At 66.7% G+C, this 24,153-nt stretch carries 23 protein-coding genes; 13 read left to right on the plus strand and 10 right to left on the minus strand.

Annotated elements, in window-relative coordinates; translation table 11 throughout:
- Positions 1 to 114: 114 nt before the first annotated feature.
- Positions 115 to 1,221: a DNA polymerase III subunit beta gene (gene dnaN, locus U5A56_RS23745; RefSeq protein ID WP_006756934.1), complete on the minus strand. Its 1,107-nt coding sequence runs from the start codon at positions 1,219 to 1,221 to the stop codon at positions 115 to 117.
- Between the two features lie 168 nt (positions 1,222 to 1,389).
- Complete coding sequence (dnaA, locus tag U5A56_RS23750; RefSeq protein WP_321924843.1) at positions 1,390 to 2,973, minus strand: chromosomal replication initiator protein DnaA; 1,584 nt, start codon at positions 2,971 to 2,973, stop codon at positions 1,390 to 1,392.
- 421 nt (positions 2,974 to 3,394) lie between these two features.
- On the opposite strand from dnaA, the gene rpmH reads away from it, so the two are divergent.
- The 4 genes from rpmH (at position 3,395) to yidC (ending at position 6,012) form a co-directional block, all read left to right on the plus strand.
- On the plus strand, positions 3,395 to 3,529 hold the full coding sequence (gene rpmH, locus U5A56_RS23755) for a 50S ribosomal protein L34 (RefSeq protein ID WP_004198824.1): 135 nt from the start codon (positions 3,395 to 3,397) through the stop codon (positions 3,527 to 3,529).
- Between the two features lie 15 nt (positions 3,530 to 3,544).
- Complete coding sequence (gene rnpA / locus U5A56_RS23760; protein ID WP_021157986.1) at positions 3,545 to 4,006, plus strand: ribonuclease P protein component; 462 nt, start codon at positions 3,545 to 3,547, stop codon at positions 4,004 to 4,006.
- 75 nt (positions 4,007 to 4,081) lie between these two features.
- Positions 4,082 to 4,348, plus strand: a complete 267-nt coding sequence (gene yidD, locus U5A56_RS23765; protein WP_006489939.1) for a membrane protein insertion efficiency factor YidD — start codon at positions 4,082 to 4,084, stop codon at positions 4,346 to 4,348.
- An 8-nt stretch (positions 4,349 to 4,356) separates the two neighbouring features.
- Positions 4,357 to 6,012: a membrane protein insertase YidC gene (yidC, locus tag U5A56_RS23770; protein ID WP_321924845.1), complete on the plus strand. Its 1,656-nt coding sequence runs from the start codon at positions 4,357 to 4,359 to the stop codon at positions 6,010 to 6,012.
- Between the two features lie 120 nt (positions 6,013 to 6,132).
- On the opposite strand, the gene U5A56_RS23775 is transcribed toward yidC, so the two are convergent.
- On the minus strand, positions 6,133 to 6,570 hold the full coding sequence (locus tag U5A56_RS23775) for a helix-turn-helix domain-containing protein (RefSeq protein ID WP_124486743.1): 438 nt from the start codon (positions 6,568 to 6,570) through the stop codon (positions 6,133 to 6,135).
- Positions 6,571 to 6,908: 338 nt separating this feature from the next.
- Between U5A56_RS23775 and mnmE the strand changes: the two genes are divergently transcribed.
- Positions 6,909 to 8,303, plus strand: a complete 1,395-nt coding sequence (gene mnmE / locus U5A56_RS23780; RefSeq protein WP_124570790.1) for a tRNA uridine-5-carboxymethylaminomethyl(34) synthesis GTPase MnmE — start codon at positions 6,909 to 6,911, stop codon at positions 8,301 to 8,303.
- A 101-nt stretch (positions 8,304 to 8,404) separates the two neighbouring features.
- Here mnmE and U5A56_RS23785 read toward each other — a convergent pair whose 3' ends face one another.
- The 4 genes from U5A56_RS23785 to U5A56_RS23800 all read right to left on the minus strand — a co-directional run bounded on the left by U5A56_RS23785 (position 8,405) and on the right by U5A56_RS23800 (position 10,697).
- Entirely contained in the window at positions 8,405 to 8,536 is a 132-nt protein-coding gene (locus U5A56_RS23785) for a hypothetical protein (protein ID WP_321819468.1), read from the minus strand.
- A gap of 149 nt (positions 8,537 to 8,685) precedes the next feature.
- Positions 8,686 to 10,044 carry a sensor domain-containing diguanylate cyclase gene (locus U5A56_RS23790; RefSeq protein ID WP_321802653.1) on the minus strand — a complete coding sequence of 453 codons (1,359 nt, stop codon included), beginning with the start codon at positions 10,042 to 10,044 and terminating at the stop codon, positions 8,686 to 8,688.
- Positions 10,045 to 10,154: 110 nt separating this feature from the next.
- On the minus strand, positions 10,155 to 10,403 hold the full coding sequence (locus tag U5A56_RS23795) for a DUF2795 domain-containing protein (RefSeq protein ID WP_006756942.1): 249 nt from the start codon (positions 10,401 to 10,403) through the stop codon (positions 10,155 to 10,157).
- 123 nt (positions 10,404 to 10,526) lie between these two features.
- Positions 10,527 to 10,697, minus strand: coding sequence for a hypothetical protein (locus tag U5A56_RS23800; protein ID WP_044848668.1), 171 nt, complete (start codon positions 10,695 to 10,697; stop codon positions 10,527 to 10,529).
- Positions 10,698 to 10,849: 152 nt separating this feature from the next.
- Between U5A56_RS23800 and speG the strand changes: the two genes are divergently transcribed.
- From speG to U5A56_RS23815, 3 genes are all read left to right on the plus strand, one after another.
- Positions 10,850 to 11,392: a spermidine N1-acetyltransferase gene (gene speG, locus U5A56_RS23805; RefSeq protein WP_044848671.1), complete on the plus strand. Its 543-nt coding sequence runs from the start codon at positions 10,850 to 10,852 to the stop codon at positions 11,390 to 11,392.
- Positions 11,393 to 11,882: 490 nt separating this feature from the next.
- Entirely contained in the window at positions 11,883 to 12,230 is a 348-nt protein-coding gene (gene sap1, locus U5A56_RS23810; RefSeq protein ID WP_044848669.1) for a surface attachment protein Sap1, read from the plus strand.
- Between the two features lie 177 nt (positions 12,231 to 12,407).
- Complete coding sequence (locus tag U5A56_RS23815) at positions 12,408 to 12,962, plus strand: YaeQ family protein (protein WP_124486733.1); 555 nt, start codon at positions 12,408 to 12,410, stop codon at positions 12,960 to 12,962.
- Positions 12,963 to 12,977: 15 nt separating this feature from the next.
- Here U5A56_RS23815 and U5A56_RS23820 read toward each other — a convergent pair whose 3' ends face one another.
- Positions 12,978 to 13,391 (minus strand): VOC family protein, encoded by a 414-nt coding sequence (locus U5A56_RS23820; RefSeq protein WP_321924848.1) that lies wholly within the window; start codon positions 13,389 to 13,391, stop codon positions 12,978 to 12,980.
- A gap of 428 nt (positions 13,392 to 13,819) precedes the next feature.
- Here U5A56_RS23820 and ada point away from each other — a divergent pair, with 428 nt between their 5' ends.
- The 3 genes from ada to gshA all read left to right on the plus strand — a co-directional run bounded on the left by ada (position 13,820) and on the right by gshA (position 17,974).
- Positions 13,820 to 14,911, plus strand: coding sequence for a bifunctional DNA-binding transcriptional regulator/O6-methylguanine-DNA methyltransferase Ada (ada, locus tag U5A56_RS23825; RefSeq protein ID WP_044847321.1), 1,092 nt, complete (start codon positions 13,820 to 13,822; stop codon positions 14,909 to 14,911).
- Positions 14,908 to 15,882: a DNA-3-methyladenine glycosylase family protein gene (locus U5A56_RS23830; protein WP_321924850.1), complete on the plus strand. Its 975-nt coding sequence runs from the start codon at positions 14,908 to 14,910 to the stop codon at positions 15,880 to 15,882. The genes ada and U5A56_RS23830 overlap by 4 nt, the downstream gene beginning before the upstream one ends.
- A gap of 478 nt (positions 15,883 to 16,360) precedes the next feature.
- Positions 16,361 to 17,974 carry a glutamate--cysteine ligase gene (gene gshA / locus U5A56_RS23835; protein ID WP_321924852.1) on the plus strand — a complete coding sequence of 538 codons (1,614 nt, stop codon included), beginning with the start codon at positions 16,361 to 16,363 and terminating at the stop codon, positions 17,972 to 17,974.
- A gap of 76 nt (positions 17,975 to 18,050) precedes the next feature.
- On the opposite strand, the gene U5A56_RS23840 is transcribed toward gshA, so the two are convergent.
- Positions 18,051 to 18,362 (minus strand): DUF4148 domain-containing protein, encoded by a 312-nt coding sequence (locus tag U5A56_RS23840; RefSeq protein ID WP_124666583.1) that lies wholly within the window; start codon positions 18,360 to 18,362, stop codon positions 18,051 to 18,053.
- A gap of 559 nt (positions 18,363 to 18,921) precedes the next feature.
- Here U5A56_RS23840 and U5A56_RS23845 point away from each other — a divergent pair.
- Positions 18,922 to 20,562, plus strand: coding sequence for an L-lactate permease (locus U5A56_RS23845; protein WP_321924854.1), 1,641 nt, complete (start codon positions 18,922 to 18,924; stop codon positions 20,560 to 20,562).
- A 122-nt stretch (positions 20,563 to 20,684) separates the two neighbouring features.
- On the opposite strand, the gene U5A56_RS23850 is transcribed toward U5A56_RS23845, so the two are convergent.
- Positions 20,685 to 21,593 carry a LysR family transcriptional regulator gene (locus U5A56_RS23850; RefSeq protein ID WP_124520576.1) on the minus strand — a complete coding sequence of 303 codons (909 nt, stop codon included), beginning with the start codon at positions 21,591 to 21,593 and terminating at the stop codon, positions 20,685 to 20,687.
- 229 nt (positions 21,594 to 21,822) lie between these two features.
- Between U5A56_RS23850 and U5A56_RS23855 the strand changes: the two genes are divergently transcribed.
- Entirely contained in the window at positions 21,823 to 23,994 is a 2,172-nt protein-coding gene (locus U5A56_RS23855; RefSeq protein ID WP_321924856.1) for a phosphocholine-specific phospholipase C, read from the plus strand.
- The last annotated feature ends 159 nt before the right edge of the window (positions 23,995 to 24,153 follow it).

Here is a 24,153-nt window from a genome sequence, read left to right on the forward strand (position 1 = left end):
TTTCCTGGCTCGTCCCCGGTGCCGGTCAGGCACCGAAAGGACGGGTTGTCGGTTCGCCATAAAAACGCCAAAGGGGCTTGCCGCCCCCTGGTGTGTGTCTTGATGTCGTGCGCGTCAGATGCGCATCGGCATCACGACATACTTGAACTCGTCGTTCTCGGGCACGGTAATCAGCGCGCTCGAGCTGGCGTCGCCGAGGCTCACCTGCACGGTGTCGACCTTCAGGTTCGCGAGCACGTCGAGCAGATACGTGACGTTGAAGCCGATGTCGACGGTATCGCCCTGGTAGGCGATTTCCAGTTCTTCCTGCGCCTCTTCCTGATCGGCGTTGGTCGACATGATCTTCAGCTGGCCCGGCGCGATGATGCAGCGCACGCCCTTGAACTTGTCCGAGGTCAGGATGGCCGCGCGCTGCAGCGAACGCTGCAGTTCTTCACGGCCGATCTCGAACGTGTTCTTGTGCGCCTTCGGGATCACGCGCTGGAAGTCGGGGAACTTGCCCTCGACGAGTTTCGACACGAGCTCGACCTGGCCGAACGTGAACTTGGCCTGGGTTTGCGCGATGTCGATGGTGACGGTGTCGTCGATGTCTTCGAGCAGGCGCTGCAGCTCGAGAATCGTCTTGCGCGGCACGATGACTTCCTGGCGGCCGAACGTGCCGCCTTCGAGCTTCATCGACGAGAACGCGAGGCGGTGGCCGTCGGTGGCCACGGCCATCAGCTGGTCGCCGTCGACGACGAGCAGCATGCCGTTCAGGTAGTAGCGGATGTCCTGCTGCGCCATCGCGAAGTGGACCATGCCGAGCAACTGGCGGAACGACTTCTGCGGGACGGTCAGGGTCGCGCCGAAATCCTTCGCCTGCGCGACGGTCGGGAACTCGTCGGCCGCCAGCGTCTGCAGTGCGAAACGGCTCTTGCCCGATTGAACGGTGAGGCGCTTGTCGGCGAGCGACAGCGTGACCTGGCCGTCAGGCATCGCGCGCAGGATGTCGAGCAGCTTGCGCGCCGCGACGGTGGTCGCGACCTGGTCGCCGCCGACGCCGAAATCGGCGCGCGTGGTGATCTGCAGCTCCAGGTCGGTCGACAGGAACGAAACGTCCGGGCCGTTCTTGGTGATCAGCAGGTTGGCGAGGATCGGCAACGTATGGCGGCGTTCGACGATGCCGCTGACCGTTTGCAGCGGCCTGAGGAGGGTGTCTCGTTCGGTCTTGACCAGTTGCATAGAGTTCCTTCGTTGAGTAACGGCCTGCAGCGCAGCAGCCTCGCAGCGCCCCGCCGGCCGGGCTCTTGGCCCGCCACCACCGGGGCGGTCAAACCAGTATTGTGCCTCAAAACCGAACCGCCCCCCTTAATTTGGGGCGGATGCCGAATTATCAAGCGCGCCGCGCGCTCAGCCCTTCAGCGTCTGTTCCAGCACGTGCAGCTCGTGGTTGAGCTGCGCGTCCTTGCTGCGCTCGTCGGCGATCTTGCGCACCGCGTGCAGCACGGTGGTGTGATCGCGCCCGCCGAACAGCTCGCCGATTTCCGGCAGGCTCTTCTGCGTGAGTTCCTTCGCGAGATACATCGCGATCTGCCGCGGCCGCGCGATGTTCGCGGGGCGCTTCTTCGAATACATGTCGGCGACCTTGATGTTGTAGAAGTCGGCGACGGTCTTCTGGATGTTCTCGACCGAAATCTGCCGGTTCTGCACGGTCAGCAGATCCTTCAGCGCTTCCTTGGTCAGCTCGATCGAGATCTCGCGGCCGTGGAACTTCGAATACGCGAGGATCTTGCGCAGCGCGCCTTCGAGTTCGCGCACGTTCGAGCGCAGGTGCTTCGCGACGAAGAACGCGACGTCTTCCGAGAGATTCACGCCTTCCGACTGCGCCTTGCGCATCAGGATCGCGACGCGCATTTCCAGTTCGGGCGGCTCGATCGCGACGGTGAGGCCGGAGTCGAAGCGCGAGATCAGGCGATCGTCGATGCCCGAGATTTCCTTCGGATACGTGTCGCTGGTGATGATCACCTGCGCCTTGTTCGCGACCAGCGCCTCGAACGCGTAGAAGAATTCCTCTTGCGTGCGCGACTTGCCGGAGAAGAACTGGATATCGTCGATCAGCAGCAGGTCGAGCGAGTGGTAGTAGCGCTTGAAGTCGTCGAACGCCTTGCGCTGGTACGCCTTCACCACGTCCGACACGTACTGTTCCGCATGGATGTAGCGGATCCGCGCGCCGGCCTTGTCGAGCAGCAGCTGGTTGCCGATCGCGTGGATCAGGTGGGTCTTGCCGAGGCCGACGCCGCCGTACAGGAACAGCGGGTTGTACGAGATGCCCGGGTTGTCCGCGACCTGGATCGCGGCGGCGCGCGCGAGCTGGTTCGCCTTACCGGTCACGAAGTTGTCGAACGTGAGCACGGGGTTCAGCTTCGAGCGTTCGTACATCGAATCGGCTTCACCGCCGTTCGCGGGTGCGGCGCCCGGGCCCGGACGCCACGTGCGGCGGCCGGCGGCCGCTTCGTGCGCGGGCAGGCTCGGCAGGTCGATGTCGGCGTCGTCGGCGTTCAGGTGGTGCGCGGCGGCGGCTGACGGCGTCATCGGCACGTCGGCCGGCGCGGTGGGTGCAGCTGCGGCATTCGCGGCGAGGTTGGCGGCGATCGCGGCAACCGTCGCGGCCGGGCCGCTCGGCGCCAGCGGCGCGCGCGGGGCTGCCGGTGCGGCGCCGGTCGCGGGCGCTGCACTGCGCATGCCGGCCTTGGGATCGAGGACGAACTGGACTTCGATCGGCGCGTTCCAGAAATCCCGGGCCAGATCGGAGATCCGTCCCGAAAACTGGCTCTTGACCCAGTCCAGCTTGAAACGGTTCGGCGCGGCGATGGACAGCGTGTTCGCCGACGCATCGAAGGCCACCGGGGCCAAGGGTTTGATCCACGTCACGTACTGCTGGGGCGTCAGCTCGCGCTCCAGCAGTGCGGAACAGTGTTGCCAGAAATCGTTCATCAAGTAACTGTCGTTTTTTGCGTGCACAGCGCGGCTCGCCGGCGCCCTTGTCGCGGTCGTGCAACAAGGCCCGAAGCGGTCGTGCGAGCGTGCCTCGGACGCCTGCGTCACAGTGCTGGAGGGGCAGGCGCGGGCCGAGGCGGCGTGCGGGATTCTTGGAGATAAGGCGAGATTCTACCGCCAAACGCCGCCACAGCGGGACTTATCCACAGGCTGGCGTTGTGGGGCGCGGGGCCGGATCGCCCGGGCCGTGCACAGGCGATCGACTCCTAAAGTATTGACCGTCAACGGAAAAACGGTTTAAATAGCGGGTTCCGCGAAAACCAATCCTGTATTCCCGGCGATTGCGTTCGCCCGAATGCCTCCGGTTAAGGGCACGCGGTCCCCTGAATTTCGACATTCTCGAACAAGTGAGAACATCATGAAACGTACTTACCAACCGTCCGTGACGCGCCGCAAGCGCACCCATGGCTTCCGTGTCCGCATGAAGACGGCAGGTGGCCGCAAGGTCATCAACGCTCGCCGCGCGAAGGGCCGCAAGCGCCTCGCCATCTAAGGCAGGTTGCGCGCTGTGTCCGCCGTCCGCAGTCCTGCGGAAGGTGCCGTCGAGCCGGGTGCGAATCCGTCGCAGACGAAAGCCGCCTTCCCGAAAGCTGCGCGACTTCTGAAAACGGATGAATTTTCATCCGTTTTTCGTTTGCGCCCCTGGCGGCGCTCCGCGCACTTCGTGATCTACGGCAAGCCGACCGGTCAGCCCGCGCGTCTGGGGCTCGTCGTCGGCAAGAAGTATGCGCCGCGTGCAGTAACGCGTAACCTCGTGAAGCGGCTGGCGCGCGACGCGTTTCGCCTGCGCCGGGCCGAATTCGCCGGTTACGACCTGCTGCTGCGGCAGCACACGCGCTTCGACAAGAAAGCGCTGCCGAGCGCGGCTTCCGCCCCGCTCGCGGCGATGTGCGCGGCCGAGATCCGCGAACTGCTCGACAGGGCAGTCCGGGAAATCGCCCGCCGGGCGTCGAAGCCCGCGTCCGAGTGACGCATCCATCCGTGGTGCGGCGTTCGCGCCTGCCCGGCTGGTTTTGACGCGGCGTCGAACGGCGCCGCCCAAGGTATGAAAACGGTATTGATCGCCTTGCTGCGCTTCTACAAGGTTGCCGTGAGCCCGATGCTCGGCAACCGTTGCCGTTTTTATCCTTCCTGTTCTGATTACGCGCGCGAGGCAATCCAGTATCATGGCGCCGCGCGCGGCACGTATCTCGCCGTCAGGCGCGTGTGCCGATGCCATCCGTTTTCCGCGGGCGGCATCGACCTCGTCCCGCCGCCCAACTCCGACACTCGCGCTCGCGGCGAAGCCGACGCGCGGTCCCATCGACTCTGAGACAACGCATGGATATCAAACGCACCGTCCTATGGGTGATCTTCTTCATGTCAGCTGTCATGCTGTACGACAACTGGCAGCGCGACCATGGACGCCCGTCGATGTTCTTCCCGAGCGCCACGCAACCGGCCCCCGCGGCTGCGGGCGGTGCATCGGGCACGGGCGCGACGACGACCGCAGGTGACGCACCCGCGGCAGCAGCAGGCACCGCACCGTCGACGACGGCACCGGCCGCGCAGGCGCAGCTCGTGAAGTTCTCGACCGACGTGTATGACGGCGAAATCGACACGCGCGGCGGCACGCTCGCGAAGCTGACGCTGAAGAAGCAGGGCGACGGCAAGCAGCCCGACCTGTACATCACGCTGTTCGACCATACGGCCGGCCACACGTATCTCGCGCGCTCGGGCCTGCTCGGCGGCGACTTCCCGAACCACAACGACGTCTATACGCAGGTCAACGCGGGCCCGACGTCGCTGACGGGTGACCAGAACACGCTGAAGCTGTCGTTCGAATCGCCGGTGAAGGGCGGCGTGAAGGTCGTGAAGACCTACACGTTCACGCGCGGCAGCTACGTGATCGGCGTCGACACCAAGATCGACAACGTCGGCACGGCACCGGTCACGCCGACGGTCTACATGGAACTGGTGCGCGACAACACGGCCGTCGAAACGCCGATGTTCTCGCATACGTTCCTCGGGCCGGCGGTCTATACGGACGCGAAGCACTTCCAGAAGATCAACTTCAGCGACCTCGACAAGAACAAGGCCGACTTCGTGAACTCCGCCGACAACGGCTGGGTCGCGATGGTGCAGCACTACTTCGCGTCGGCCTGGATTCCGCAGCAGGGCGTGAAGCGCGACATCTACGCTGAAAAGATCGATCCGACGCTGTATCGCGTCGGCGTGAAGCAACCGGTCGCAGCCATTGCGCCGGGCCAGTCGGCCGACGTGCAGGCGCGCCTGTTCGCCGGTCCGGAAGAAGAGCGCATGCTTGAAGGCGTCGCACCGGGCCTGGAACTCGTGAAGGACTACGGCTGGGTGACGATCATCGCGAAGCCGCTGTTCTGGCTGCTCGAGAAGATCCACGGCTTCGTCGGTAACTGGGGCTGGGCGATCGTGCTGCTGACGGTGCTGATCAAGGCCGTGTTCTTCCCGCTGTCGGCGGCCAGCTACAAGTCGATGGCGCGCATGAAGGAAATCACGCCGCGCATGCAGGCGCTGCGCGAACGCTTCAAGAGCGATCCGCAGAAGATGAACGCCGCGCTGATGGAGCTGTACAAGACCGAGAAGGTCAATCCGTTCGGCGGCTGCCTGCCGGTCGTGATCCAGATCCCGGTGTTCATCTCGCTGTACTGGGTGCTGCTCGCGTCGGTCGAAATGCGCGGCGCGCCGTGGATTCTGTGGATTCACGACCTGTCGCAGCGCGATCCGTTCTTCATCCTGCCGGTGCTGATGGCCGTCTCGATGTTCGTGCAGACGAGCCTGAACCCGACGCCGCCGGACCCGGTCCAGGCGAAGATGATGAAGTTCATGCCGATCGCGTTCTCGGTGATGTTCTTCTTCTTCCCGGCCGGCCTGGTGCTGTACTACGTCGTGAACAACGTGCTGTCGATCGCGCAGCAGTACTACATCACGCGCAAGCTCGGCGGCGGCAAGAAGGCCTGACGCCCGTGACACACGCGGGCGGCCAGCCGCCCGCGATGCACGCAAAAAAGCCGCATGGTTTCATCCATGCGGCTTTTTTGTTTCTGGCGGGGGCGGCGCGGGGACGTGGACCGCTGCCGTTCAGGCCTTCTTCGCTTCGATTTTCGTGTCGCCGCCGTAGAACTGCTCGATCAGTTCCTGAACGAGGTAACGCTGATGCGGCGGCAGCGCCTCGATCTTCGACGCGAGTTCGATCGTCTCGGGCGTCGGCGGATAACGCTCGTCGCGCGGCAGCGGTTGCGGCGTCGTGTGTTCGGTCACGCTCGGCGACGGCCCGTAATGCAGCCAATGCAGTTCGACGCGCAACCAGTCGGCGAGCGTTTCGAGTTTGTCCGGCGTCGGAATCGTGCGGCCCGTCAGCCATTTGTGCGCGGTTTGCGGCGAAACCGGCTGCGCACCGCGGTGACGCAGATTGAACCGGTTCGCGAGTTCCGTCGCGCCGGTGACCTTGTCCGGGCTGCGCCGCAAGGCGAATTTCAGGCGTTCCGAGAACGCTGCTTTTTCTTCGGGTGTCGGCATGGGGGTGATTGTGCAATTCCACCGACACGTCTCAGACAACCATATAAGCTAAACATAGCCTGTTCGGACGAATCCCAACCTGCCGTGGACCGTGCGGCGGAATTGGGGGCCGCAGTGTCGGACCGTTCGGAAAGGCATACTCGTCCGAAATGGACAGGACGTGATTGTCCGGCATTGATACTCGACTTATCCCCGTCGGGATAAATTCGGGTAAGTTCGACGCCGATCGGGTGTCCGGTGGCGTGCGGGCCGGCAGGCTACAATGCCGGCGTCCCGATGCCCGAACTGTTGTGCGGGCGCACCATTGACGCTCTGTTCACCCGATTCATCCGATTCCCATGCTCGCTACCGATTCCGATCCGATCGTCGCCATTGCCACTGCTGCCGGCCGGGGGGGCATCGGCGTCGTCCGCGTGTCGTTCGGGCGCGGCGGCGAGGCGGCCGCGCTGCCGCTGATCGACGCGTTGTGCGGGCAGCGGCTCGCGCCGCGCCATGCGAGCTACGTGCCGTTCCTCGACGAGCACGGCGCGCCGCTCGACCGCGGAATCGCGCTGTATTTCCCCGCGCCGCATTCGTACACCGGCGAGCACGTGCTCGAGTTGCAGGGGCACGGCGGGCCGATCGTAATGCAGCTGCTGTTGCAGCGTTGCCTCGATGCGGGGCGCGGCTTCGGGCTGCGGCTCGCGGAACCGGGCGAATTCACGCGGCGCGCGTTCCTGAACGACAAGCTCGATCTCGCACAGGCCGAGGCCGTCGCCGACCTGATCGAGGCGAGTACCGAAGCGGCGGCGCGCTCGGCCGGGCGCTCGCTCGACGGCGCGTTCTCGCGGCAGATCCACGCGCTCGTCGAGGATGTGATCACGCTGCGGATGCTGGTCGAGGCGACGCTCGATTTCCCGGAAGAGGAAATCGACTTCCTGGAAGCGGCCGATGCGCGCGGCAAGCTCGCGAGGATCCGCGAGCAACTGGCGCACGTGCTCGGTGACGCGCGGCAGGGCGCGCTGCTGCGCGAAGGGTTGTCGGTCGTGCTCGCGGGGCAGCCGAACGTCGGCAAGTCGTCGCTGCTGAATGCGCTCGCCGGCGCGGAGCTGGCGATCGTTACGCCGATCGCGGGCACGACGCGCGACAAGGTCGCGCAGACGATCCAGGTCGAAGGGATTCCGCTGCACATCATCGATACGGCCGGGCTGCGCGAGACGGAGGACGAAGTCGAGCGGATCGGGATTGCGCGCACGTGGAGCGAGATCGAGCGCGCGGACGTCGTGCTGCATCTGCTCGATTCGCGCACGGGGATGACGGCGGACGACGAGACGATCGCGGCCCGGTTCCCGGATGGTGTGCCGGTGGTGCGGGTGTTGAACAAGACGGACCTCACCGGCGTGCCGGCGTGCGTCGAGCATCCGGCGGCCGAAGGCGACCTGACCGAGGTGCATCTGTCGGCCAAGCGCGGCGACGGCATCGACATGCTGCGCGCGGAGCTGCTGCGGATCGCGGGGTGGCAGGCGGGCGCCGAAGGCGTCTATCTGGCGCGCGAGCGGCACTTGATTGCGCTGCGGGCTGCGCAGGAGCATCTGGCGCAGGCGGCGGATCACGCCGAGCAGCGCGCGCAATCGCTCGATCTGTTTGCGGAGGAGCTGCGGCTCGCGCAGGAGCAACTCAATGCGATTACCGGGGAGTTCACTTCGGATGATCTGCTGGGCGTGATTTTCAGCAGGTTTTGTATTGGCAAGTAAGCGGGCATTTCAACGGAACACCGGCGCTTCGAATTTCAGTCCCCAGCGATCCGGATCGACTGATCCGGACTGCGTCGTCGCGACAGCCGGGGTGGAATGCATCAATCCCAATGCCGATGATGATGGTAATACCCGCCATCACCGTAATACCCATACCCGCCGCCATCCGGCACCACGATGCAGCCGCTCAACAGCACGGCGACACCGGCAATCAGCAAAAGGGTTTTCTTCATCACGCTCACCTGCTCGCATTCGACATGAACCCAGCATAGCGAGCGCTTTCAACACCGGCTGTAAGCGATCGTTTCCCGGTGCCGCAATCCGTAACGGCGGATTATTCCGGTCACAATGACCGTAACAAATCCCGAATCTGCAGACGTTTTCACGCCGCCACGACGCGGTTTCGCCCCGCATCCTTCGCACGATACAGCGCGGCATCGGCGGCTTCGATCAACGCATCGGGCGTCGACAGGTCGTCGGCCGACACGGTCGCGCAACCGACGCTGACGCTCACGCGCCCGGCCGGCGACCCGGGCATCGCGAGATCGATCCGCAGCACCGCTTCGCGCGCTTCCTCGGCAACGACCCGTGCCCCGCGCGCGCCGGTGTTCGGCAGCACGATGGCAAACTCCTCGCCGCCGTAGCGCGCGACGATATCGGCCGGCCGCCGCACCGCGCCGGCCAGCGCATTCGCGACCGCGATCAGGCACGCATCGCCCTTCACGTGACCGAACGCGTCGTTGTACGCCTTGAAGTGATCGACGTCGACCATCAGCAGCGACAACGGCTCGCCTTGCCGCCGCGCCTGCAGGAACAGCGTGTGGAAGTGATCGTTGAAGTGGCTGCGATTGAACGCGCCGGTCAGCCCGTCGCGCGCGGACGAACGAACCAGCGTCGCATGCGCCTCGAACAGCTGCTGATACAGCTTCGTCACTTCCCAGGCGAGCACGCACACCAGCACGCCCGGCGTGAACATGCTGAACACGCGTGCGAGATACCAGCCGACCGTGAAGCGGCTCGTGGTCAGCAGGTTCAGCGTCGTATCGGTGAGGCAGGCGAGCACCGCGATCGCGAGCCACAGGTCGAGCGTCGTGCGCAGTCGGCCGGAAGCCAGCACGGCGACGAGCGCGAGCGCATTGAGCAGCCACACGACCAGCGCGATCCCGTCGACGGGCAGCGCGGCTGCATCGCCTGGCGGATGGAACGCGGGCGGCAGGGCGACGTTGAGTGCGAGCACGCACAGCAGCGCGGCCGCGACGGCCGGGCCGCCGACCAGCGCGAAGGTCCATATGCGCGTCTGCGCCGCGCCGACCGGCGCATGCGTGAGCCGCTCGCGCGCGAGCAGCGCGGCCATCACGAAGCACGGAAAGCCGGCATGCCAGAAGACCCACATCCACGCGGCGCTTTGCGGACGCGCGCCGAGCAAGCCTTGCGGCGCGAACACGCCGGGGAAGGTGAGCAGCTGCAGCGCGACGGCGAGTGCGGTGAACGCATAGGCGCCGCCGAGCGCACCGAGCACGGGCTGGCGCGTGACGGTGAACTGCGCGCCGAGGAAGAAGGCGGCGATGCTCGCGGTGGTGAACACGGTCAGCGCGCACATCGGCATGAACGGCTCGACGGCCGGCAGCGTGACGTTTGCGTGCGGCACGGCGATCGCCAGCGCGAGCACGATAACGAGTGCCGTGAGCGCGCCGAACCAAAGCTGACGACGCGTCGTATGCTGGATCAGGATACCTTCCATGGATTCCCCCGGGCACTCGTGCGGTCACGCCCGGTCTTGGCGCCGGGCAGCAAGCATCCGGCCGCAGCGCAACCGGTGCGGCCCGATCCTATCGCGTTATTGGCGTGCGCTCAAATACCGAGGCCGGGGCCGAAGTTGCCGGCGACCCAGCGCGTGACGGCATCGACGTCCGCGTAGTCCTGTTCGGGCAGGCCGTCGAGCATCGACAGCACTTCGTTACTGGCGCCGGCGTCGCGTGCGGCGTCGACGATCGCATCCTTGTTGGCCGGGTAGCGGACGGCCGCCAGCACGTCGGCAATCTGCAGGTCGATCGCTTCGCCGGGGATATCGTGCGGAGGGAGAGCGGGTTTGTCGTTCACGGCGGCGGCTCGCTGGTTGGGCGGGATTCGGTTCGAGGCGGTTCGTGGCGGAAAGCGGTTGCACCGTTTGCACCGTGTGCAGCGCCCCGCCCGCGCGGGTGCGCTGCGGGGATGGCGATCGGCTCAGTGTCCGCGCCGCACCCGGCGCCACGGATGTTTCCAGTCGATATGCGGTGCATTTTCGTCGCGCGGATGCTGGCGCCGATGTTCCTGCCACAGTTCGTCGGAGAACAGCGCAGCCACGATCATGAGTGGCAGCACGAGGAAGATGCCGAGTATGACTTGCTCGATCACGATAGCCTCCTTGCGGTGGCAGGAACCCTTGTGTCCATTCTAGGCTCTGACCTTCGCCCGCGGTCAACTTCTTACAGCGCGGAACGCGCCCCGTTCGCGGCGCCGCCGCACGGGTGTTTCATGCGCGCGCGGGCATCAAAAAGGACACGAACATGCAACTCCAGAACGACAAGCACACGCTTGCACTGCGGCCGCTGGAGCGCCAGGACCTGCGCTTCGTTCACGAGCTGAACAACGACGCGAAGATCATGCGCTACTGGTTCGAGGAGCCGTACGAAACCTTCTCCGAGCTGTCGCAACTGTATGACCGTCACGTGCACGACCAGCGCGAGCGCCGCTTCGTCGCGGTCGATGCGCAGGACGAACTGGTCGGCCTCGTCGAGCTGATCGAGCTCGACTACATTCACCGCCGCGGCGAATTCCAGATCATCATCGCGCCCCAATGCCAGGGGCGCGGCTATGCGGGGCAGGCGACGCGCCTCGCGATCGAATATGCGTTCAAGGTGCTGAACATGCGCAAGCTGTACCTGATCGTCGACACGTCGAATGCGGCGGCCATCCACGTGTACGAGAAATGCGGATTCCAGCACGAGGCGGAATTGAAGGAAGAATTTTTCGGAAACGGCGCATATCACAACGCTTATCGCATGTGCATTTTCCAGCGCGATTATTTCGAGCGCCCGCAAGCGATCTAAATAAGGTGGGGTAAAAACACTGGCGAACGCCCGCTGCGGTTCCGCTGCAGCGGGCGCCAAGCCTGCCCGGAAAAATACGGGTAAATACGAGTGCGCTTATACCTGGCATTTTTCTTGTATCAGGTAAATCCGGTCCCGCACTGCGGTAAATTCAGATCGTTTCGGATGACTTTATGTGCAATGCATCAAAATCGTCCCGATATTGAAATGAATTATCCAAACCGTTCAGCCGGCGGACTGCAGTTTCTCCGAAAGGCTTGCCTGACGAGGCTCTGCTTCCGGCGGCGCGGGCGAATCCGCCGGACGGCAGACGCCGCCGCAAGTGAAAAACCGGGCGCGCGCAGGGTGCGACAATTCGCCGCTATTGCGATCGCACAACAAATGTGCTTGATATCGCTTGCCGGTCTTCTAAAGTGAAAAACGCGGGTTCACGATCACCTTTAAACACATAGCTAACCGAGCCTGGTGCCCGCAAGCCTGGAGACAGAACATGATGAAGCGTACCGGTGTCCTTTTTGCCCTCGTCGGCGCATTTTCCGTGGTGTCGATCGCCCAGGCGGGCGGCGATGCGGCTGTCCAGCCGAAGCAGGAAATCCAGCTGACGAAGAATGCGTGGGGCTGTCTGTCGAAAGACAATCTGGACTCCGTACTGAGTCACGAACGTGACGGCAAGTCGCAGGCGAAGCAGCAGTACTTCGACGACTACCGTTGCCTGTCGGTGCCGGAAGGCCAGCGCTTCCGCGTGGTGTCGGTCGATCAGGGCGACGTCCAGTTCGTCAGCGCCGACAACAGCGACCAGCAGGGCCTCTGGACCGATTCGCGCTTCGTCAAGCAGTAACCCGCACGCGCACCTCTCGCCCCCGCGTGCCTGCCGGAACCACCGGCGGCGCGACCTGAACGCGGCCCGGCCGATGCCGGGCCGTCGTGCTGTGGCGCGCCCGTCACGCGCCGGGCGGCGCGCATTCGGTATCATCACGGCCCGACCGAACCGAATGCCCGCCCGGGCCGTATCCGCATGGCGCTGAAATCCACGATCTACAAAGCCGAGCTGCAAATCGCCGACATGGATCGGCACTACTACGCCGATCACGCGCTGACGGTCGCCCGTCACCCGTCTGAAACCGACGACCGGATGATGGTGCGCATCGTCGCGTTCGCGCTGTTCGCGCACGAGCGTCTCGAATTCTGCAAGGGGCTGTCGGACGTCGACGAGCCCGATCTGTGGCAGAAGGACCTGACGGGTGCGATCGACGTATGGATCGAGGCCGGCCAGCCCGACGAACGGCGCATCTCGAAGGCGGCCGGCCGCGCCGGGCAGGTCACGGTGATTGCGTACGGCGGCAAGACCTCGGATATCTGGTGGCAGGGCGTGCGCAGCAAGGTGGAGCGGCTGCGCAACGTGCAGGTGCTGTCGCTGGCCGACGGCGTCGCGGCCGCGCTCGGGCGTCTCGCCGAGCGCACGATGCGCCTGCAGTGCACGGTGCAGGACGGCGCCGCCTGGATCTCGAGCGCCGACCACGATCCGGTCGCGGTCGAATGGACGGTGCTGAAGCCGTTCGCCGACGCGTGACGGCCGGCGCGCCGCTCAGCCGAACGCGGCGGGCGGCCCCTTGAATTCCAGCATGTTCCCTTCGGGATCGAACAGATAGATCGACGGCCCGTAGCCGCCGGCGCCGTAGCGATCGGCGGGGGCGCCGGGGCGCGCGCCATGCGCGGCGAAATGCTCGATCAGCGCGTCGGGGTCGAACGGCTCGACGCGCAGGCACAGATGGTCGAGGTTGCGGCCGGTGCCGGGCGGGCCGCTGTCGGGACGATCGATCGGGCCGCCGACCGTCAGCAGGTCGATCAGCGCGTCGCCGGCACGCAACTGCACGAGGCCCAGGTCGGGCTGTTCCTTCTCCACGTGGCAGCCGACGGCATCGCAGTAAAAGCGCGTCATCGCAGCCATGTCGGTCACGCGCAGCACGACGTGATCGATCGCGCGGATGGTCGGTTTCATGAGCGGGGCACTCCTTCGGATGGCGTGCACCGAGTGTAGACCGCGCCGGCGACGGATGCCGCAATGCTGCACGATCGACGGACGAAAAAAAGCCCGTTCACGCAGAGCGGAACGGGCTTAATCCATATCAGGAGGAGACATGGAGGAGACAGTTCCAACTATACACACGGCGATGGTGCGTTGCAATATTCCGAGTGTAAAAAATGGTCAGGATGGCGATTGGTCGCAGCCGCACTGCAGCAAAATGGTGACGCGACGATGACGAAAGAGGTGCCGGAGCAGCGCTTTGCGCGGTGTTTCGTCCGATTGATCGACTGCGATGTGCCCCCGGTTTCGCCGGTGCGAATCACAGAGCAAGATTCAGGGCGCGACGGCCCATGCCGATGTCTAGAGTAGGCACCATCTACACTAGAGAGTGCGAGGTTCAGATGAAAACCGCCTATCCGACCGACGATGCCCGCTGGGGCGCCGTGACCGCCCGCGATCCGCATGCGGACGGCGCGTTCTTCTACGCCGTGCGCACGACCGGTGTGTTTTGCCGCCCGAGCTGCGCGTCGCGGCTGCCGCGGCGCGAGCATGTGTCCTTCTTTGCCAGTCCGGCCGACGCGCGCGCGGCCGGTTTTCGTCCGTGCAAGCGCTGCCAGCCGGAAGGGCTGCCGCGCGAGCTCGAGATCGTCAATCGTGCCTGCGCGGTGCTCGACGCGCATGCGGAGCGGCTCACGCTGCAGCAACTGAGCGACGCCGTGCACGTAAGCCCGTTCCACCTGCAGCGGCTGTTCAAGCGCGTAGTCGGTGTATCGCCGCGGCAGTACCAGGCCGCGCAGCGCGGCGCCGCCTTGCGCGAGGCGCTGCAAAGCGGGCAGCCGGTTACGCAGGCGGCCGTCGACGCGGGTTTCAACTCGCCGTCGCGGCTCTACGCATCGGTGCCGCGCGAACTGGGCATGGCGCCGTCCGCTTTCCGTCGCCAGGGCGCCGGCCTGCGGATCGACTACGCGACCGCGTCGACGCCGCTCGGCACGGTGCTCGTCGCCGCGACCGAACAGGGCATCTGCCGGATCGCGTTCGGCGACGAGCCGGCGTCGCTCGTCGGCGAACTGACGGATGCGTTCGCGCGTGCGGAACTGGTCGAATCGCCGTCGCGGCTCGCGCCGTTCGTCGCGCAGATCCGCGCCTACCTCGACGGCACGCGGCACGCGTTCGACCTGCCGCTCGACATCGCGCCGACCGCGTTCCAGCAGCGCGTCTGGGAAGCGCTGACGCACATCCCGTACGGCGAAACGCGCAGCTACTCGGAGATCGCCGAGGCACTGGGCGCGCCGCGTGCGGTGCGGGCCGTCGCATCGGCCTGCGCGTCGAACCCGGTCGCGCTCGCGATTCCGTGCCACCGTGTCGTTCAGAAGGGCGGCGCGCTCGCCGGATATCGCTGGGGCGTACGCCGCAAGGCAACGCTGCTCGCGTCCGAGGCGCGGCATGCGCACGACGATGAAACCGAAGCCGTTGCGGAGGGCAACGCAGTTTGAGCATCGAAAAAACCACGATTACGTCGATCGCGGATGGCGGCCAGGTGCCGCCGTCCGCGCAGATGGAACTGCGCTTCAAGGCGCCGTACGACTGGGCGCGCGTGCTGCGCTTCTTCAGCGGACGGGCGATTCCGGGCGTCGAACAGGTCGTCGACGGCGTGTATCGCCGCATCGTCGACCTGCACGGCGAAGCGGGCCGGCTGACCGTCACGAAGCATCCGCGCCGGCATTGCCTGATCGCGACGGTCGACGGGGCGGCCGCGCGGCATGTCGACGATGCATTCGCGCGCCGCGTCGCGTCGATGTTCGACCTCGGCGCCGACCCGGCCGCGATCGGGAGCGGGCTTGCGCGCGATCCGTGGTTCGCGCCGCTCGTCGATGCAGCCCCGGGGCTGCGCGTGCCGGGCGCCTGGTCGGGATTCGAGCTCGCGGTGCGCGCGATCGTCGGTCAGCAGGTGAGCGTGAAGGCGGCGACGACGATCGTCGGCCGGCTCGTCCAGCGAGCCGGCGAGCGCGTCGCGCACGACGACGGCATGGCGGCGCCGGACGGCGTGCCCGCCTGGCGTTTCCCGACGCCGGACGCGCTCGCCGCCTGCGATCTGGAGAAGATCGGAATGCCCGGCAAGCGGGCCGCGGCGCTGACGGGCGTGGCGCGCGCGGTGGCGGCCGGCCACGTGCCGCTCGATCCCGCCCAGGCCGATCTCGCGACGCTGCGTAGCGCCTGGCTCGACCTGCCCGGCATCGGCCCGTGGACCGTCGAATACATCGCGATGCGTGCGTGGCGCGACCCGGACGCATGGCCGGCGTCCGATCTCGTGCTGATGCAGTCGATCACCGCGCGCGATCCGTCGCTCGACCGGCTCGCGAGCCAGAAGCGCCGCACCGAAGGCTGGCGGCCGTGGCGCGCGTATGCGGCGCTGCATCTGTGGAACGACGTGGCCGACCGGGCCCGCGGCGCGCGCGGCGGATGACGGTCGCCGCGGCCGGCCGGCGGGTGCGCGGGGCAGGGCCGCGCTGCGACCCGCAAACGGCGCCGGGCCGGCAGCGATCGGTCGGCGGTGCTCACGGTTGCGACGCTTGACGGCGATCACCCCGTTCCGGCGGCCGTCATCCCCCGGCGTGCGGGCGGCTCGAGCGTGACGGCGACGCATCGCGGGTTCGGCTGCGCGGGTTGCACCTGGCGGCGCCGTGGCGTGCACGGTTCATGTTACTTCCGACGAATTTCGCGTGATCGTCGCGTCCGGCGGTGCCGACGGACGGTCCGCCGCGCGCGCGGCGATCGTCTCCATCGGCCCGCTCGGCGGCCCGCCGCGGCGGGCGCGCACCACCCGGAGTCACCTCAAGCGCGCGTGACGGCGAGATGTTAAAGTGCCCGCTACCAACGAAGCGACCAATAATCCAGCCGGCCGCGCGGCATCCTGCGCGCGGCCGTCACGCACTTGCGTCTCCATGTCGAACACCATGACTCACCGCCAGTCCGAACTGCTGCTGAATCGTCTCGAAGCGCTGAGCTCGGGCCCGACGCGGCAGCATCTGCCCGACGGCCTGCGCGGCATCGAAAAGGAAAGCCTGCGCGTGACGCGCGACGGGATGATCGCGTTCACGCCGCATCCGCGCGCGCTCGGTTCGGCACTCACGCACCCGTCATTGACGACCGACTATTCCGAAGCACTGATCGAACTGATCACGCCGGCGGAAGCCGACGCGTCGATCACGCTCGAACGCCTCGACGATCTGCACCGCTACGTGTATGCGTCGCTCGGCGACGAGATGCTGTGGAACGAGTCGATGCCGGGCCAACTGCCGGCCGACGATCAAATCCCGATCGCCGACTACGGCACGTCGAACATCGGCCGCCTGAAGACGGTGTACCGGCGCGGCCTCGCGTATCGCTACGGCCGCACGATGCAGTGCATCGCCGGCATCCACTACAACTACTCGCTGCACGAGGAAGTGTGGCGGCGCCTGCATGCGGAAGAGGGCTCGACGGCCACGCTGGTCGACTACCAGTCGGAGCGCTATCTCGCGCAGATCCGCAACTTCCGCCGCCGCAGCTGGCTGTTGATGTACCTGTTCGGCGCGTCGCCCGCGCTCGACACGAAGTTCCTGCGCGGCAAGCCGCACAAGCTCGACACGTTCGACGCCGATACGCTGTACCGGCCATATGCGACGAGCTTGCGGATGAGCGACCTCGGTTACTCGAACACGACCGCGCAGGCCGCGCTGCAAGTCGACTACAACACGCTGCCCGGCTATCTCGACGCGCTGTCGAAGGCCGTGAGCGAGCCGTATCCGCCGTACGAGGCGATCGGCACGCATCGCGACGGCGAGTGGATCCAGATCAACACGAACGTGCTGCAGATCGAGAACGAGTTCTACTCGACGATCCGGCCGAAGCGCGTCACGTATTCGGGCGAGCGGCCGCTGCATGCGCTCGCGTCGCGCGGCGTGCAGTACATCGAAGTGCGCTGCCTCGACATCGATCCGTTCGAGCCGACCGGCATCGCGCTGGAGACCGCGCGCTTCATCGACGCATTCCTGCTCGCGTGCGCGCTCGACGAGAGCCCCGCGCTCGACTGCGACGCGTACAAGGAAGCGAACGCGAACTTCGGCAGCGTGACGATGGACGGGCGCAAGCCCGGGCTGACGCTGACGCGCGACGGCCAGCCGGTCGCGCTGCAGGCCTGGGCGGACGACCTGATGACCGATATCGAAACCGTCGGGCGCCGTCTCGACGAGATCCGCGGTGGCGACGAGCATGTGCGAGCGATTGCCGCGCAGCGCGAGAAGCTCGCCGATCCGGAGCGCACGCCGTCGGCGCGCGTGCTGCGCACGATGCGCGAGAACGGGCAGTCGTTCCTCGCGTTTGCGTGCGCGCACAGCGAGGCGCATGCCGCGCATTTCCGCGCGAACCCGCCGTCGGCGGAGACGATGCGCGCCGAGCAGGCGCTCGCCGCGAAGTCGCTGGCCGAGCAGGCCGAGCTGGAAACGAAGGAGGCCGGATCGTTCGACGCGTTCGTCGCGGCCTATCGTGCGTATACGCTGAACCGCTTCAGCGTTTGACGGCCGCGGCCCGCTGCGCGTTGCGCGGCGGGCAGGCGGATTGCGCAGTCACGCGCCCGGCCCGGTTTCGTCCGCTTCAGTGATGCGCGTACGTGTCGCGATCGACCACGCGCGGCAGTGCCGGTTTTCCTGATTCCACATTCGCATGGCCGTTGCTGCCGTAGCCGGCCGCGTCGCCGCGCGCCTGCGCGGCGCGCTGCATGACCGCCTGCATGTTTTGCGGAAAGTCCGGGCTGCTGGCGAGACTCGGCCGGTAGCCGGCGGCCTGCAGTTCCGCGAGTTCCTGGCGAACTTGCGCGCGCGTCAGCGTCGACGCGGCCTGGGCCTGGGCGGCGACAGTCGAGCCGATCAGCAGGAATGCGCACGCCGCAAGTTTCATGGTCTTCATCGTGTTTGCTCCGTGAGGTGTCCGGCGCCGTGCCTTCGTCGGCGCGGGCGGAATCGATGCAGCCAGTCTAGGCTTCGGACGCCAAACGAAACACCCCGCGTGCCGTCAGTCACCTTTGTCGCCTGAGCAACATTGCGCCGGCGGCTCGCTGGCGTGCGTGTCAGTGCGGCGCCAGCCGGCGTTCAGCGTGCGGCGGATTCAGCGTGTCGACGCCGCGCGCATCGGGCTTGCCCTCCTTGTGCAAGCGCGATGCGCCTCCTAACCTTTTTTAAGCGACCGATCGGTCGGCGCTGCGGCATGGTTGCATGCGCAAGCGTCGGGCGATCTTCGCCGTCGTGGAACGCACGTTTGATACGGGACAGGAGCAAGCGCTAAAGCGCTAACGTCTGTCGACCGCGAAGCATGGGACAGGAGCAAGCGCTAAAGCGCTAACTCCTGTCGACCGCGAAGCATGGGACAGGAGTAAGCGCTAAAGCGCTAACGTCTGTCGACCGCGAAGCATGGGACAGGAGTAAGCGCTAAAGCGCTAACTCCTGTCGACACGGAGACACGAGACACGATGAATCCCACCGTAACCCTGCCGCCCGGCATCCTGTTCGCGCAGCCGTTGACGCCCGTCGCCAACTCGCTGTTCCTGTCGTTCCTCGTCGCGGTGATTCCGATCGCGGTCGCGCTGATCGCGCTCGGCGTGCTGCGCCGGCCGGCATGGCAGGCGTCGCTCGCCGGCCTCGTCACCGGCCTCGCGGTCGCGATCGGCGCGTGGGGCATGCCGGCCGGCCTCGCGTTCAACGCGGTCGGCGCCGGCATGGCGCTCGCGGTCGTGCCGGTGATGTGGATCGTGTTCAACGCCTTGCTGCTGTACAACATCGCGGTGAAGTCGGGCCGCTTCGACCAGTTCCGGCAGTGGATGCTCGACCACCTGCCCGACGACCGCCGCCTCGTGCTGCTCGTCGTCGCGTTCTCTTTCGGCTGCCTGCTCGAAGGGATCTCCGGGTTCGGCACGCCGGTCGCGATCACCAGCGCACTCTTGATCGCGCTCGGCTTCCCCGCGCTCGAAGCGCTCACCTACACGCTGCTGTTCAACACGGCGCCAGTCGCGTTCGGGGCGCTCGGCGTGCCGATCACCGTGCTCGGCGCGGTCACGTCGCTGCCGCCCGCGACGCTCGGCGCGATGGTCGGCCGGCAACTGCCGTTCTTCGCGCTGCTGCTGCCGTTCTACGTGGTCGGCGCGTACGGCGGCCTGCGCTCGATCTCGAAACTGTGGCCCGCGCTGCTCGTGTCGGGTGCGAGCTTCGCGATCGCGCAGTTCGTCACGTCGAACTTCCTCGGCTACCAGCTCACCGACGTGCTGTCGTCGCTCACGTCGCTGATCGTCACGATCGGCTTCCTGCAGGTGTGGAAGCCGCAGCCCGATCCGCAATACGCGCTCGCGCGCAGCGTGCCCGCGACGGCCGGCGCCGCGCGCGCGGGCTTCGGCGGTTGGCTGCCGTGGATCGTCGTGTCGGTGGTCGTGATCGTCTGGGTGCACGCGAACATCGCGGCGATCGGCGACGTGAAGATCAAGTGGCCGGGCCTGCACAACGCGGTCTTCGTGTCGCTGTACCACAAGCCGTATGCGGCGATCTGGGACTTCCAGCCGCTCGGCACCGGCACCGCGATCCTCCTGTCGGCGATCATCACGGCCGTGCTGACGCGCACCGGCGCCGGCGCGTTCCTCGAATGCGTGGTGAAGACGTGGCGGCAGACGTGGATCGCGATCATCACGGTGATGATGATCGTCGGGCTCGCGTACCTGCTGAACTACTCGGGAATCAGCTACACGCTCGGCACCGGTGTCGCGTCGACCGGCGCGCTGTTCCCGCTCGTGTCGGCGTCGCTCGGCTGGATCGCGGTGTTCCTGTCCGGCAGCGACACGTCCGGCAATGCGCTGTTCGGCAACCTGCAGGTGGTCGCCGCGCGGCAGCTCGGCCTCGATCCGGTCCTGATGGCCGCGACCAACTCGTCGGGTGGCGTGATGGGCAAGATGATCTCGCCGCAGAACATCGCGACGGGCGTCTCGACGACCGACCTGAAGGGGCAGGAAGGCATCGTGTTCGCGCGCACCTTCTGGCACAGCGTGATTCTCACGCTGCTGCTCGGCGTGCTCGTGTTCCTGCAGCAGCACGTGCTGACGTGGATGATCCCCGCGCTGCCGAAGTGACGCGCGGCGGGAAGCGGCAAGGAAGGCACGAGGAACGCAACGACGGAAGGCGCGGGAACAACGCGGGAAACGCGCCGGGAAGCGCGAAGGGAAAGACGCGAAGCCGACGAACGCGCGGCGGCTCAGCGCGCGTTCACCGGCCGCGTCGCGTGCGTTGCGTCGCGGGTCGCGGACTGCGCCGGTACGATGCACGCGAGGAACGCATCGATCGCCGGGCTTTGGCGGCGCGCCTTCAGGTAGTACACGTATTCGTCGATCGTCGTGTCGACGCCGCGCAGCGCGACGACGCGCAGGTCCGGGTGACGCTCGGCCTCGCCGCGCGGAAACAGGCTTCCGCCCACGCCATGCAGGATCGCCTCGCGGATCGCTTCGCGGCTGCCGATCTCGGCGACCGACGTGGCCGCGACCCCGGCCGCCGCGAGGATCGTCTCCGTGCAGCGGCGCGTGACCGACCCTTCCTCGCGAATCAGGAGCCGCACGTCGGCGAGCTGCGCGGCGTCGATCGCGTCGAAGCGTGCGAGCGGATGGTCGCGATGCACGACGAGCACGAGCGGATCGGTCGAGATCACCTTGCGTTCGAGGCCGTCCGCGTCATTGCGCTGCGACGACACCGCGAGGTCGATGCGGAATTCGTGCAGCGCCTGCAGGATTTCCTCGGAATTGCCGATCCGGCACGTGAGCGCGATCGACGGATGCGCGTGCGAGAAGCGGCCGACCGCGTCCATGATGTAGTACGGCCCGGTCGCGCCGATCCGCAGATGGCCTTCGAACAGGCCGCCAACGTTGCGCAGCATGATGTCGGCCTGCGCCTCGAGCGCGATCATCTTCTCGACGAGCGGCAGCAGCTCGATGCCGGTCTCCGTGACCTCGAGCTTGCGGCCGCTGCGATAGAACAGCTCGACGCCGTACAGCTGCTCGACCTGCCGGATCTGCGCGGCGATCGTCGGCTGGCTCACGCCCAGGTGGCGCGCGGCGCGCGTGATGCTGCCCTGCCGGACGGTCGCGTGGAACGCCTTCAGCTGATCGAACACGACTCGGCTTCTCCCCCCTCTTCATCGCGCGTCAGCGTAGCGCATGCGTGTGTCGGCCACGTGAAAGGTGCGTCGTGCGCCGCTTCGAAAAAAAGCTGGGGGTGACCGCAAGAAACCTGCTGGAACCGGTCACGGCCGGGACATGCCGGTGCGGAGTAATAGCGGCAACGCACCGACCGCCGGCCCCGCTCGACCGGCGCCACCCTTACCGACCCACAGGATCCTCTTCATGTCCGCCACCAATCGACGCGATTTCCTGCGCCTCGCCGCCCAGTCGGCCGGCGCGATGGCCGCCTACGCCGGCTTCCCGCCGGCGATCCGCAAGGCGCTCGCGATGCCGGCCGCCTATCGCACCGGCACGATCCGCGACGTCGAACACGTCGTGATCTTCATGCAGGAAAACCGCTCGTTCGACCATTACTTCGGCGGGCTGCGCGGCGTGCGCGGCTTCAACGACCCGCGCCCGCACCTGCTGCCGAACGGCGCGCCGGTGTGGCAGCAGCCGCCGGCGTCGGTGTTCACGAAGAACTACCACTCGCGCGGGCTCGACCCGTCCGCGCCGTACGTGCTGCCGTTCTATCTCGACCCGAAGCAGACGACCGAATTCCAGCCGGGCACCAACCACGGCTGGAGCAGCGGCCACCTGTCCTGGAACAACGGCCAGTGGGACCAGTGGGTGAACCAGAAGCAGGACGTGCTGACGATGGGCTACCTGAAGCGCCAGGACCTCACGTACCACTACGCGCTCGCCGACGCGTTCACGATCTGCGATTCGTACTTCTGCTCCGCGCACGCCGACACGGCGCCGAACCGCATCTACCTGTGGACCGGCACGATCGATTCGCGCAACGTGTACGGCACGCAGCCGAACGGCCCCGGCATCGGCGAGCGCAACAACACGAACGGCTACACGTGGACGACCTACGCGGAACGCCTCGAGAACGCGAAGATCAGCTGGAAGCTGTACCAGGGCGGCACGGGCATCCCGGGCGACCCGACCGACAACTACACCGACAACTCGCTGATGTTCTTCAAGCGCTTCCAGGTGAAGGAAGGCGCGAGCGGCCCGCTGGTCGACAAGGGCGCGTCGGACCACACGCTCGCCGAGCTGAAGGCCGACGTGCAGGCGAACCGGCTGCCGCAGGTGTCGTGGATCGTGTCGCCGTACAAGTACAGCGAACACCCGCAGGCGTCGCCGACCGACGGCGCGTTCTACATCAACATGGTGCTCGAGGCGCTGACGTCGAACCCCGAGGTGTGGGCGAAGACGGTGTTCATCCTCAATTACGACGAAAACGACGGGCTGTTCGACCACGTCGTGCCGCCGGTGCCGCCGGTCACGAGCGGCGTGGGCGGCCAGGGCATCGTGTCGTCGAACCTGCTGTCGAACCTCGGCGACGAACTGCTCGACCTGAACAAGTACCCGGGCGAGATGAGCCCGCTCGTGCCGGGCGCGGACCCGGGCGGCATCCAGCCGATCGGCCTCGGGCCGCGCGTGCCGCTGATCATCATCTCGCCGTGGACGAAGGGCGGCTGGGTCTGCTCGGAGACGTTCGACCACACGTCGGTGCTGCGTTTCCTCGAAGCGCGCTTCGGCGTGCAGGAGCCGAACATCAGCGCGTGGCGCCGCTCGGTCTGCGGCGACCTCACGTCGGCATTCGATTTCTCCGCGCGACCCGATACGCGCACGGTGAGCTTCACGGTGCCGCAGCACATCCAGACGGCCGGCCAGGCGTACCAGGTGCCCGCGCAGCAGTTGATGCCGGCGCAGGAGCCCGGCACGCGTCCGGCGCGGGCGCTGCCGTACGAGCTGTTCGTGCATGCCCGCGTGAACGGCCGCGACGACAGCGTGTCGCTCGATTTCGCGAACTCGGGTGACGCGGGCGCCGCATTCTACGTGTACGACCGCCGCAATCCGGCGACGCCGCCGCGTCGTTACGCGGTGTCGTCGCACGACCGCTTCGCCGATATCTGGAGCACGTCGGCCGCGCGCGGCGACTACCATCTCGCCGCGTATGGCCCGAACGGCTATCTGTGCGAATTCCAGGGCAACACGCGGCTGGCCGCGGACGGCCGCCACGCGAACCCGGAAGCGAAGGTCGGCTACGACGTGCGCAACCGCCACGTGTACCTGCAGCTGCGCAACAGCGGCGGCGCGGCGTGCCGCGTGGTCGTCGACAACGCGTACAGCCATGCGCATGCACGCAGCTACACGCTGGAGCCGGGCGAGCGCATCGAGGATCACTTCGAGCTGTCGTCGAGCCACGGCTGGTACGATCTGACGATCACCGCGACCACGTTGCGCGGTGGCGACGACAAGGTCGTGCGCCGCTTCGCGGGCCACGTCGAGACGGGGCGGCCGAGCCAGAGCGACCCGGGGCCGGTGAAGCAGCCGGCCTGACGGCAGGCCCGCATCGGTGCGGTCCGGCGTGCTCACGCCGGCCGCACGATGCCGCGTGCCGGTCGCGTTCCGGCACGCGGAACCGGTTTTTGGAAACTGAAAACTGTTGACAATGTATCGGGCCGAGGGTATATAACGATCATTCGCCGACATGGCGCC

The organism is Burkholderia sp. BCC1998 (assembly GCF_905339875.1).
Taxonomy (GTDB): Bacteria; Pseudomonadota; Gammaproteobacteria; order Burkholderiales; family Burkholderiaceae; genus Burkholderia.

Coding starts and splice junctions, on each gene's coding strand:
- dnaN (WP_006756934.1), bottom strand. CDS start 1,221: ATGCAACTGGTCAAGACCGAACGAGACACCCTCCTCAGGCCGCTGCAA.
- dnaA (WP_321924843.1), bottom strand. CDS start 2,973: ATGAACGATTTCTGGCAACACTGTTCCGCACTGCTGGAGCGCGAGCTG.
- rpmH (WP_004198824.1), top strand. CDS start 3,395: ATGAAACGTACTTACCAACCGTCCGTGACGCGCCGCAAGCGCACCCAT.
- yidD (WP_006489939.1), top strand. CDS start 4,082: ATGAAAACGGTATTGATCGCCTTGCTGCGCTTCTACAAGGTTGCCGTG.
- yidC (WP_321924845.1), top strand. CDS start 4,357: ATGGATATCAAACGCACCGTCCTATGGGTGATCTTCTTCATGTCAGCT.
- U5A56_RS23775 (WP_124486743.1), bottom strand. CDS start 6,570: ATGCCGACACCCGAAGAAAAAGCAGCGTTCTCGGAACGCCTGAAATTC.
- mnmE (WP_124570790.1), top strand. CDS start 6,909: ATGCTCGCTACCGATTCCGATCCGATCGTCGCCATTGCCACTGCTGCC.
- U5A56_RS23785 (WP_321819468.1), bottom strand. CDS start 8,536: ATGAAGAAAACCCTTTTGCTGATTGCCGGTGTCGCCGTGCTGTTGAGC.
- U5A56_RS23790 (WP_321802653.1), bottom strand. CDS start 10,044: ATGGAAGGTATCCTGATCCAGCATACGACGCGTCGTCAGCTTTGGTTC.
- speG (WP_044848671.1), top strand. CDS start 10,850: ATGCAACTCCAGAACGACAAGCACACGCTTGCACTGCGGCCGCTGGAG.
- sap1 (WP_044848669.1), top strand. CDS start 11,883: ATGATGAAGCGTACCGGTGTCCTTTTTGCCCTCGTCGGCGCATTTTCC.
- U5A56_RS23815 (WP_124486733.1), top strand. CDS start 12,408: ATGGCGCTGAAATCCACGATCTACAAAGCCGAGCTGCAAATCGCCGAC.
- U5A56_RS23820 (WP_321924848.1), bottom strand. CDS start 13,391: ATGAAACCGACCATCCGCGCGATCGATCACGTCGTGCTGCGCGTGACC.
- ada (WP_044847321.1), top strand. CDS start 13,820: ATGAAAACCGCCTATCCGACCGACGATGCCCGCTGGGGCGCCGTGACC.
- gshA (WP_321924852.1), top strand. CDS start 16,361: ATGTCGAACACCATGACTCACCGCCAGTCCGAACTGCTGCTGAATCGT.
- U5A56_RS23840 (WP_124666583.1), bottom strand. CDS start 18,362: ATGAAGACCATGAAACTTGCGGCGTGCGCATTCCTGCTGATCGGCTCG.
- U5A56_RS23845 (WP_321924854.1), top strand. CDS start 18,922: ATGAATCCCACCGTAACCCTGCCGCCCGGCATCCTGTTCGCGCAGCCG.
- U5A56_RS23855 (WP_321924856.1), top strand. CDS start 21,823: ATGTCCGCCACCAATCGACGCGATTTCCTGCGCCTCGCCGCCCAGTCG.